11 protein-coding genes are annotated in these 9,967 nt (G+C 47.7%); 7 read left to right on the top strand and 4 right to left on the bottom strand.

Features of this window, described 5'->3' with window-relative positions; all coding sequences use genetic code 11:
• Positions 1-3,260 (top strand): tandem-95 repeat protein (locus QUB37_RS27565; protein ID WP_333168247.1); only part of this gene is annotated, 3,260 nt, incomplete at its 5' end.
• Between the two features lie 311 nt (positions 3,261-3,571).
• Here the strand turns inward: QUB37_RS27565 and QUB37_RS27560 are convergent.
• On the bottom strand, positions 3,572-5,188 hold the full coding sequence (locus QUB37_RS27560) for a Ppx/GppA phosphatase family protein (protein ID WP_333168245.1): 1,617 nt from the start codon (positions 5,186-5,188) through the stop codon (positions 3,572-3,574).
• Positions 5,189-5,398: 210 nt separating this feature from the next.
• Between QUB37_RS27560 and QUB37_RS27555 the strand changes: the two genes are divergently transcribed.
• From QUB37_RS27555 to QUB37_RS27545, 3 genes are all read left to right on the top strand, one after another.
• Positions 5,399-6,283 carry a 4-hydroxybenzoate solanesyltransferase gene (locus QUB37_RS27555; RefSeq protein WP_333168243.1) on the top strand — a complete coding sequence of 295 codons (885 nt, stop codon included), beginning with the start codon at positions 5,399-5,401 and terminating at the stop codon, positions 6,281-6,283.
• Positions 6,284-6,453: 170 nt separating this feature from the next.
• Positions 6,454-6,639 (top strand): hypothetical protein, encoded by a 186-nt coding sequence (locus QUB37_RS27550; protein WP_333168242.1) that lies wholly within the window; start codon positions 6,454-6,456, stop codon positions 6,637-6,639.
• Positions 6,640-6,733: 94 nt separating this feature from the next.
• On the top strand, positions 6,734-7,255 hold the full coding sequence (locus QUB37_RS27545; RefSeq protein WP_333168241.1) for a serine protease: 522 nt from the start codon (positions 6,734-6,736) through the stop codon (positions 7,253-7,255).
• A 73-nt stretch (positions 7,256-7,328) separates the two neighbouring features.
• Here QUB37_RS27545 and QUB37_RS27540 read toward each other — a convergent pair whose 3' ends face one another.
• On the bottom strand, positions 7,329-7,535 hold the full coding sequence (locus tag QUB37_RS27540; protein ID WP_333168256.1) for a tetratricopeptide repeat protein: 207 nt from the start codon (positions 7,533-7,535) through the stop codon (positions 7,329-7,331).
• Positions 7,536-7,541: 6 nt separating this feature from the next.
• Positions 7,542-8,264: a tetratricopeptide repeat protein gene (locus QUB37_RS27535; protein WP_333168239.1), complete on the bottom strand. Its 723-nt coding sequence runs from the start codon at positions 8,262-8,264 to the stop codon at positions 7,542-7,544.
• 77 nt (positions 8,265-8,341) lie between these two features.
• Between QUB37_RS27535 and QUB37_RS27530 the strand changes: the two genes are divergently transcribed.
• From QUB37_RS27530 to QUB37_RS27520, 3 genes are all read left to right on the top strand, one after another.
• Positions 8,342-8,563, top strand: coding sequence for a hypothetical protein (locus QUB37_RS27530; protein WP_333168237.1), 222 nt, complete (start codon positions 8,342-8,344; stop codon positions 8,561-8,563).
• Between the two features lie 391 nt (positions 8,564-8,954).
• The gene (locus QUB37_RS27525) at positions 8,955-9,176 is read left to right on the top strand and encodes a hypothetical protein (protein WP_333168235.1); all 222 of its coding nucleotides are present in this window, start codon (positions 8,955-8,957) and stop codon (positions 9,174-9,176) included.
• The gene (locus tag QUB37_RS27520; RefSeq protein WP_333168233.1) at positions 9,134-9,496 is read left to right on the top strand and encodes a type II toxin-antitoxin system PemK/MazF family toxin; all 363 of its coding nucleotides are present in this window, start codon (positions 9,134-9,136) and stop codon (positions 9,494-9,496) included. Before QUB37_RS27525 ends, QUB37_RS27520 begins: the two co-directional genes overlap by 43 nt.
• A gap of 213 nt (positions 9,497-9,709) precedes the next feature.
• On the opposite strand, the gene QUB37_RS27515 is transcribed toward QUB37_RS27520, so the two are convergent.
• Positions 9,710-9,880: a hypothetical protein gene (locus tag QUB37_RS27515; protein ID WP_333168231.1), complete on the bottom strand. Its 171-nt coding sequence runs from the start codon at positions 9,878-9,880 to the stop codon at positions 9,710-9,712.
• Positions 9,881-9,967: the final 87 nt, after the last annotated feature.

The raw sequence follows: 9,967 nt of genomic DNA, 5'->3' as shown, positions 1-9,967 counted from the left end.
TTACATACACAGTCAGCGACGGGGCTGCTACTTTACCAGCAATCGCGAATATCTCTGTCACCAACAATCCGCCGATCATACAACCCGAAAATTACCCTACCTTACACGATCGAGTCTTGAACCTGCCTGCCGCCAAGGGAGTTTTAGCCAACGATAGCGACGTTGATGGCGATGTGTTGACGGCAACTAAAGTCACAAATCCCAACAATGGCACGATCGCATTCAATAAAGACGGTTCTTTTATCTATACTCCCAATCCGGGATTCGTGGGACTCGACAGCTTTACATACACAGTCAGCGACGGGGCTGCTACTTTACCAGCAATCGCGAATATCTCTGTCACCAACAATCCGCCGATCGTACAACCTGAAAATTACCCTACCCTACACGATCGAGTCTTGAACGTGCCTGTCGCCAAGGGAGTTTTAGCCAACGATAGCGACGTTGATGGCGATGTGTTGACGGCAAATATTTTTAGCAACCCCAACAACGGCACGATCGCATTCAATAAAGATGGTTCTTTTATCTATACTCCCAATCCGGGATTCGTGGGACTCGACAGCTTTACATACACAGTCAGTGACGGGGCTGCTACTTTACCAGCAATTTCGGCAAATATCAACGTTACAAACAATCCGCCGATCGCACAACCCGATACCTACAGCGTCAGTGGGGGAACAGTCCTCAGCAAAATAGTGCCGGGAGTTTTAGCCAACGACTCCGACGCAGATTTGGACACGCTGAGTGCTGTGCTGGCCGCAGACCCGACGAAAGGGTCGATCGCCCTCAACAAAGACGGTTCTTTCACTTATACTCCTAACGCTGGCTTTTCTGGAACAGACACATTTACCTACACAATCAGCGACGGAATAGTTAGCTCGGAACCGGCTACCGTGACTGTAAACGTCAACAATAACCCGCCTGTAGCCAATTCTGACAGCTATACTACTGCTTTTAATACGGGTCTCAACGTGACTGGTTTGGGAGTCTTAATCAACGATACAGACCCGGAAAATGACCCGCTGACGGCGATTCTGGTGACAAATCCGGCTACAGGGTCGATCGCGCTCAACGCTAACGGTTCTTTCACTTATACTCCGAATCTGGGTTTTGCAGGGACAGACTCTTTTACCTACAAAGCTAACGACGGGAAAGCGGATTCTGCGATCGTCACGGCAAGCATTATTGTAAATAACCCTCCGACTCCAACTCCCACGGGAACTCCGACTGCAACTCCCACGGGAACTCCGACTCCAACTCCCACGGGAACTCCAACTCCAACTCCCACGGAAACTCCGACTCCAACTCCCACGGAAACTCCGACTCCGACTCCCACGGAAACTCCGACTCCGACTCCCACGGGAACTCCGACTCCCACGGGAACTCCGACTCCGACTCCCACGGGAACTCCAACTCCCACGGGAACTCCAACTCCCACGGGAACTCCAACGCCAACCGGAACTCCGATTCCGACTCCCACGGGAACTCCAACGCCAACCGGAACTCCGACTCCAACTCCCACGGGAACTCCGACTCCGACTCCCACGGAAACTCCGACTCCAACTCCCACGGGAACTCCAACTCCAACTCCCACGGGAACTCCGACTCCAACTCCCACGGGAACTCCAACTCCAACTCCCACGGGAACTCCAACTCCAACTCCCACGGGAACTCCAACTCCAACTCCTGCGGAAACTCCCACTCCGACTCCCACGGGAACTCCAACTCCAACTCCCACGGGAACTCCGACTCCGACTCCCACGGAAACTCCGACGCCAACTCCTGCGGAAACTCCCACTCCGACTCCCACGGAAACTCCAACTCCAACTCCCACGGGAACTCCGACTCCAACTCCCACGGAAACTCCGACGCCAACTCCTGCGGAAACTCCCACTCCGACTCCCACGGAAACTCCGACGCCAACTCCTGCGGAAACTCCCACTCCGACTCCCACGGAAACTCCCACTCCGACTCCCACGGAAACTCCGACTCCGACGGAAACTCCAACTCCAACCCCAACTCCAACTCCAACCCCAACTCCAACTCCAACCCCAACTCCAACTCCAACCCCAACTCCAACTCCAACCCCAACTCCAACTCCGACTCCCACGGAAACTCCAACTCCAACCCCAACTCCAACTCCGACTCCCACGGAAACTCCAACTCCGACCGGAACTCCAGACGATCGCGATTGCATTTGCGAACAGATTACCCTACCCGCGATCAGTTCGATTCCGGGCCCGAATTCTGTCGATCGCACTTTCAATGGCACTGACGGCGACGACTTCCTCATCGGCAGCAATCTCAACGACGTTATCAGCGGTTTCAACGGCGACGACGTTCTGCTGGGCCAAAAAGGCAACGACAATATTTACGGGGGACTGCCCAGCAATATCCCTCTTGGCCCGAATGCAGACAAAGACTTGCTGTTTGGCGGCAATGGCAATGATTACCTCAACGGCGCCGGCGGCGACGATCGCATTTTCGGGGGTAAGGGCGATGATGTGGCGATCGGCGGCAAAGACGATGACTTGATTGGGGGCGACAAAGGCAATGACACTCTGATTGGATATCAGGGTAACGACTGCTTGTTTGGAGGCAGTTTTGACCCGTTTAGCCCTGACTCGACTGGACGCGATTTGCTGTTTGGCGGTGCTGGCAACGACTTCTTGAACGGGGGAGATGCTGCGGATACTCTAAGCGGCGACGAGGGCAATGATACGCTTTACGGCGGCAAGGGCAATGACGTTCTGGTGGGGGGTACTGGCAACGATCTGCTGTTGGGCGATCGCGGCAGTGATAGCATTTGCGGCGACGATGGGGACGATACTATTTTCGGAGACCGGGCGATCGGCTTTAACGGCGAGCCTGATTCCCTGTGCGGCGGTGCTGGCAATGATTTGATGTTTGGCAACGGCGGTAGTGACAAACTATGCGGCGAGGAGGGTAACGATACTCTCTATGGCGGTAAAGGCGACGATTGTCTGATTGGGGGTTTGGGCAATGATATTCTCAGCGGCGGGATGGGGCGCGATCGCTTTGTTTTAACAGCAGGTGAAGGCAGCGATCTAATTACTGATTTCACAAAAGGTGAAGATTTGCTGGTATTAGGGGGCGGTCTAACTTTTGCTCAACTTAGTATTACCCAAAGCGCTAATGCAGCTTTCATCAGGATTGGTGAGAACGGTCAACTGTTGGCTGCTTTGAATGGAGTGCAAGCTAGTGCGATCGATCTCAATGATTTTACGATCTTTGGCTAAGCACTACATCATCAAGCCTCTCTGGCGTGAGTGCCTCGCGTGGTCGAGCGAAATCCTTCAAATGCCTGCAATCTCGTAGTTTGTAGCTGCGCGGTGCCCTGGCTGGCGTATTGGTGCGTGCGATCGGCTTTACCTCATCCTACCGTCCGGCGATCGGCAATCAACCTAGTTTATTGCCTATCGCCTGTTAAAAGAAAAAAAAGATTTAACGATCTCCGCCACAGAGATGGACAGCGTTTGAGAGTCTTCTTCACCACAAATACTCTCTCTGGTATTGCACCAGTTTCTCGTTTCCAGGCTCTGCGTCCTTTTTAAACCGGAACCAGAGTCGGTTCCAAAGTTGCCACTAATTTGAGATTGTACTCATCTTCAAACGACGGCTTTTTATAATCCAAACTCCAGAGTTCCAGAGCGCAATCGTCTTCGGGATTGAGCGGTTGTAGCCGCAAGTGAAACTCTCTAACTTCCGGGCGGTATTCGCATTTGAAATCAGAAATTGCGCCAATCTGCCGCCTATCTAAAGCAACAGCTAACCGCAAAAAAGGATGCAATTTACTGACGAATTCCCGGTATTTTTTCGGGAGAGCTATAAAGTTTTCGTGCTTCTTTTTGGGAGGATTTTTCCGGTGATAGCGAGCCAAATTGGCAATTACTTCAATCTCTGTTTCAGTGTATCCTAATAACTCACCATTGCGAATTAAATAGTAAGAATGCTTGTGGTGCGCTGAATGACTGACGTACAAACCGCAGTTGTGCAGAATTGCGGCAGCCCACAGCAACTCGCGTTCTTCGGTTCCCCAGTTGTGTAGAATTCCTTGAGTTTGGTCGAAGAAGTTGAGAGTAAATGCTGCGGTTCTTTCGCTTTGTTCTAAATTGACTTGATATTTGTTAGCCATGTGCAGAATGCTGCGCTGGCGGATTGAACCTTGATAGCGCAAGCGGTTTTCAATTAAACCGTGCGCCAGCATCCAGTCAACAATTACGCCTTCTCTCAGAGACCGATCGCAAACAGTGAGCGATTCAATTCCTAATAGTATCATAGCTTCCTGTAAAATCAAAGCGCCTGCCAGAATAATTTCGGCCCGCTTATCGGACATTCCCGGAATTGCCAGCCTTTCCGAGTAAGAAAGTTTCCGAAAACGATTGACTAAATCGCGTAAATCTTTTAAACTTAACTGATATCCGGCGAGGGGACTCGGCACTGTTCCAAACTTTTCGCGAGCGTTAATTGCAGCCAGAGTTTCAATGGTTCCAGCAGTGCCAATCAAACGCAAAGGTTCGCCAGCATTGAAGTGAGAGCGCAATTCGTCGATCGGTCTTTCGAGCGAAATCCGAATATAAGCTTGCAAATAAGCAAACTCCTCCCTGCTAATCGGGTCAGTTTTGACAAATTGTCCTGTTAAGCGAACAGCACCAATTTTTGTACTGGTGAGACAGAGAGACTCAGAACTGTCTCCTAAAATCAACTCGGTAGAACCGCCCCCAATATCAATAATCACCTGGGACTCATTGTTAAACTCCATCCCCGAAAGAACGCCGAGATAAATTCTCCGCGCTTCTTCTTGACCGGAAATTAAACTAACATTCAGGTCTAATTCTTTAGCAACTTGTTTGAGAAAATCTCGCCCGTTAGGAGCTTCCCGAACAGCACTCGTAGCCACCGCGATAATTTGTTCAGCATTGAAAGTTTTAGCAAGATCAAGAAAGCGGCCCAGAGTGGCGATCGCCCTTTCCATAACCTCGGACTTCAAGCACCCTGTCTTAACCTCACAATCGCCTAACCGAACCGTATCTTTTTCTCTAGCAATAATCGTAAACGCGGGCAATTTCGGATCGATGCGCGCCACCACCATGTGAAATGAGTTAGTACCCATATCAATAGCAGCAATAATGCGATTTGACTCCGCAGAAGCAAGTGAATTAACCATTGGAGTATCGGGGTTGACAGATATTTATGATTATTTCACGAATCCAGTTAGGCATTCTATTAAATTAGCAAAAATCGGGAACTGCTGACTGGGCAAGACTTTCACCTCTTTTAAATTCCGATAGAAGTATGCTCGCCAGCAGAGATAGTAAGTGATTGTGCCTAAAATTTGATAAAATCTAGAGTTAAAAATCTCAAATCTAGAATAGAAATGCTTAAAGAGCCCGATCGCCAACCCGAATCCACATTGCTAACCGTCGTGAGGCTTTTGAGATGGGACAAACCAGCAGGAAGGCTAATTTTAATGATTCCAGCCCTCTGGGCCGTCTTTTTAGCAGCAGACGGGAGGCCGCCCGCAGCATTAGTGGGCGTGATTGTGTTGGGTACCTTAGCCACGAGTGCGGCGGGATGCGTCATCAACGACTTGTGGGATCGCGATATCGATCCCGAAGTAGAAAGAACGCGATCGCGCCCCCTAGCATCCCGCGCCCTCACCGTGCAAACTGGAATAGGAGTTGCATTAATTTCCTTTGCTTGCGCGGCAATTCTTGCTTTTTATCTCAATCCTTTAAGCTTCTGGCTGTGCGTCGCCGCCGTACCAGTAATTATCTGCTATCCGCTAGCAAAACGATTTTTTCCAGTGCCGCAATTAGTGTTATCAATCGCTTGGGGTTTTGCAGTTTTAATTAGTTGGAGTGCGGCCGTTGACGGATTAGAATTAGCGACTTGGCTACTGTGGGGTGCAGTCGTGTTTTGGACGATGGGATTTGATACAGTTTATGCGATGAGCGATCGGGAAGACGATTTGCGTTTGGGGGTGAATTCCAGCGCAATATTTTTCGGGGATAATGCTGCTAATGCTGTGGGTTTTTTCTTTGTTGGTACTGTCGGTTTGTTAACGGCAATGGGAATTAATCTGCACTTGCATATTGGTTTTTGGTTGGCAATTAGTGCGGCGGCGATTTTGTGGCTTTTGCAGTACAGTCAACTGCGGAATGCGGATATTCCTAAGCTGGTTTACGGTCAAATCTTTCGCCAAAATGTTTGGGTGGGGTTTGTCATATTGGCGGGGATGATTGTTGGGGAGATTTTTTAATCCAGCCTGGGTGAGTGGAGGATGATTTCTTCGCACCCGAAAATTTTGTCCTCTACTAATTTGATTGCTTTTTCTAGATTATTCTACTTTGGCTAAAGGCGATTAGTAGTTTGTGTCGAGGCAGTTAGTCTAATACTTAGATCAGTATATCAAACTGTTAATATCATCGAATGAGGTATAATTATGAGCCTGCTTTCACACTTTACTGGAACAATCAAAAATACAGCGTATTCCAAGTTTATGAAGTGTCGGGACACGGCAATGCCCATTGGTGTCAACTTAAGCCTGAAAGCCCGCCAAGTCCTCCCGCCCACCCGCTAGTCCGCCAGGGAATGAATTCCCTGTCTAATAGCTAAAGTCCTCTTAAGAGGACTAATGAGTTCTTCAGTCCTCTTAAGAGGACTTTAGCTTTGAGGCAGGGGTTTCAACCCTTGCCGGACTTATACTGTTTTGACTAACAATCATGTGGTAGCTGATAATAAAGACAAAACTTATCAAGTATTGACAGCCGAGGGACGGACGCATATTGCTAAATGGCTGCGTTCATCTCTGTTTGGTAAAGTAGATTTAGCTTTAGTGCAGTTTACCACTTCTCAATCCTATCGAGTTGCGGAAATCGGAAACTCAAATCAGCTATCGGTGGGAGATTGGGTTTATGCTGCGGGTTTTCCGAATTGGCATTGGATTAATTCAGAGTCTATAGAAAAGACTCGGAATTGGGGGCTAAAAGCTTTTAAGTTAACGAGTGGGAAAGTGGGAATGTTGCCGGCTCAATCCCTTGAGAGTGGATACCAACTTGGTTACACTAATGATATTGCCGAGGGCATGAGTGGCGGGCCTGTATTGGATATTTCTGGTAAGTTGGTGGGGATTAATGGCAAATCGAAGTATCCTTTGGGGGGAATTGATGTGTTTAAGTGGGCGGATGGGAGTGTGCCTTCTCAGGCGGTTTTTGGCAAATGGAAGCTTTGAGTTGGGCGATTCCTATTGATACTTTTCAGCAGTTGGTGAGTCATCTGAAGGCATGATTATTCTCCGTTTGTCGCTACGGTTCGGATAGTTTTTTCACGTTTTCAACAGCTTGTTGATACCAAAAGCCTGTATCCCCTTGTTGCTTATACAAATCAGCGGCTTTTTGGTAATCTTGGATTGCACTCTGTTTGTCGTCAAGAGCAGATTTGAAAGTACCCCGATTGTGGTAGGCCATAGCATTGTTAGGCTCAAGCTGAATAGCCCGATCGTAATCTGCGATCGCATCTTATTTTTTCCCTAGGGCATACTTTAGTATACTCCGATTGTGGTAAGCCATAGCATTGTTAGGCTCAAGCTGAATAGCCCGATCGTAATCTGCGATCGCATCTTGGTTTCTCCCTAGGGCATATTGGGCAACACCTCGACCGAAGTAGGCTATAGCATGGTTAGAATCAAGCTGAATAGCCCGATCGTAATCTGCGATCGCCTCTTGGTTTCTCCCTAGGTCAGACTTGGCATTACCCCGATTGTAGTAGGCAACATCATCGTTAGGGTCAAGCTGAATAACCTGATCGTAATCTGCGATCGCCTCTTGGTTTCTCCCTAGGGCATATTTGGCTAAACCCCGATTGTTGTAGGCAACATCATGGTTAGAATCAAGTTGAATAGCCCGATCGTAATCTGCGATCGCATCTTGGTTTCTCCCTAGGTCAGACTTGGCTGCACCCCGATTGCTGTAGGCCTTAGCATAGTTAGAATCAAGCTGAATAGCCCGATCGTAATCTGCGATCGCCTCTTGGTTTCTCCCTAGTTCATATTTGGCTAAACCCCGATTGTAGTAGGCACCATGAAAGTTAGAATCAAGCTGAATAGCCCGATCGTAATCTGCGATCGCATCTTTTTTTCTCCCTAGGGCATACTTGGCATTACCCCGATCATTGTAGGCAATAGCATTGTAGGGATTAAGTTGAATAGCCCGATCGTAATCTGCGAGGGATTTTGTAGTCATTGCCTTTATTGCAGTTATTGAGTTTTAATGAAGCTGCTTCCCCGACGGTTTAGAGAAGTACGCCGAATCCGATCGGAGTGTTTGATAATTCTCAAAAATATTATCACAACAAAATAATTATTGGCAAAACTATTGGCGGACATTACTACATAATCAGCTTATTGGGTAAAGGTGGATTTGGCGAAACCTACTTAGCACAGGACGAATATCTACCCGACAAGCCCCCGCGCGTGGTTAAGATATTCAAGCCCCAGTCCAATGATCCCTTCTTGCTGCAAGAAGCCAAACGCCTGTTTTAAAGCGAACCTCAACACCTGAACAACTTAGGTAGCCACGATCGCATTCCGCAGCTATTCGCCCACTTTGATGAAAATCAAGAATTATATTTCGTCCACAAGAGATTTTGCAGCGCTATCTGGAATTATAGCGAGATCCCTTTCTAATAATTCAGAAAGGCTCTCGCCCATAATTCATCAAAAGAGCGATCGCCCTTCTTACATCCACGTTAATCAGCGTCCATCTGCGGTTAAAAAAGAGCGAGATCCCTTTCTCACCCAGATTCAAAAAGGCGCTCGCCCATCATTCATCAAAAGAGCGCTCGCCCTTCCGTTTGTGGATTCAACTAACAAAAAATTGTCATTTCAGTCAATTGTTGCTAAAATAATTACAAAAAACTATTCTGATTAGCCAATGAGCGACATCTCTATCAGCTTGCCAGATGACTTACTCACATACGTCAATCAAAAAGCGCCCAACCCCAGTGCTTTGATAGAATCTCTCTTAAAACAATGGCGAAAACAACAAGAAAACCAAGCTTTAGCAGAAGCTTGCAAGCTAATTGACGAACTAGATTTAGGATGGGATGAGGAATGGCAAGCTCAAGCGATTACCGACTGGGAAGCATCTGGATAGCTAGATTTGATCCCTCAGTAGGAACAGAAATACGCAAAACGCGCCCTGCGTTAGTCATTTCTGGTACGCTGTTCAACGAGCGGCGCAGCAAAGTGACTGTTTTACCATTTACATCCGCTCGTCCTCACGATCCTCGGATTTCTGCTGCTGCGATATTAGTACCCGCATCCCCACAAAATGGTTTAGATGCAGATAGTTTGCTAGTCTGTGTCGATCCCATGACGTTCGACAAAACAAGATTAGTACAACAAGTCGGCCAATTGGAACCCGAGCTATTTTCCCAAATTCAAGAGATTTTGCAGCGCTATCTAGAATTATAGCGATCGCCCTTTTTTAATTAGTCTAAAATATCGATCGCCCTTTCTCACCCAGATTCAGAAGGGCGATCGCCCGTCATTCATCAAAAGAGCGAGATCCCTTCCTGCATCTGCGTTAATCAGCGTCCATCTGCGGTAAAAAAAGAGCGAGATCCCTTTCTCACCCATATCCAGAAAAGACCTCGCCCATAATTCCTTCTTTAAAAAGTTGAAAAATTACAAAGCAAACACAATTCTGAGAGCTCGATCGATTTTTAGTAAAACCTCTGGCTCAACTTCACCTCGGATATCCACCAAGCGAGAAAAATAATCTATAGGGCGCGTTTGCAAACAATCTGCAAGAGATTTTTTTGTTAATCCATTTGCTTCTGAAGGTTCAATCTCCACATTACTTCTAACAATACTCCGGACAGTTTTTAAGCAGCCAAAGTACCATAAGACAAGACTGAAGGAAGATTAGGATGGTTTAAAATC

The organism is Microcoleus sp. AT3-A2 (genome assembly GCF_036705685.1).
GTDB lineage: Bacteria > Cyanobacteriota > Cyanobacteriia > Cyanobacteriales > Microcoleaceae > Microcoleus.
This window is presented reverse-complemented; position numbering and strand designations above follow the sequence as displayed.

Excerpts from the sequence above, each read along its gene's own strand:
- QUB37_RS27560 (WP_333168245.1), bottom strand. The coding sequence starts at position 5,188 with ATGGTTAATTCACTTGCTTCTGCGGAGTCAAATCGCATTATTGCTGCT.
- QUB37_RS27555 (WP_333168243.1), top strand. The coding sequence starts at position 5,399 with ATGCTTAAAGAGCCCGATCGCCAACCCGAATCCACATTGCTAACCGTC.
- QUB37_RS27550 (WP_333168242.1), top strand. The coding sequence starts at position 6,454 with ATGAGGTATAATTATGAGCCTGCTTTCACACTTTACTGGAACAATCAA.
- QUB37_RS27535 (WP_333168239.1), bottom strand. The coding sequence starts at position 8,264 with ATGACTACAAAATCCCTCGCAGATTACGATCGGGCTATTCAACTTAAT.
- QUB37_RS27525 (WP_333168235.1), top strand. The coding sequence starts at position 8,955 with ATGAGCGACATCTCTATCAGCTTGCCAGATGACTTACTCACATACGTC.
- QUB37_RS27520 (WP_333168233.1), top strand. The coding sequence starts at position 9,134 with ATGGCAAGCTCAAGCGATTACCGACTGGGAAGCATCTGGATAGCTAGA.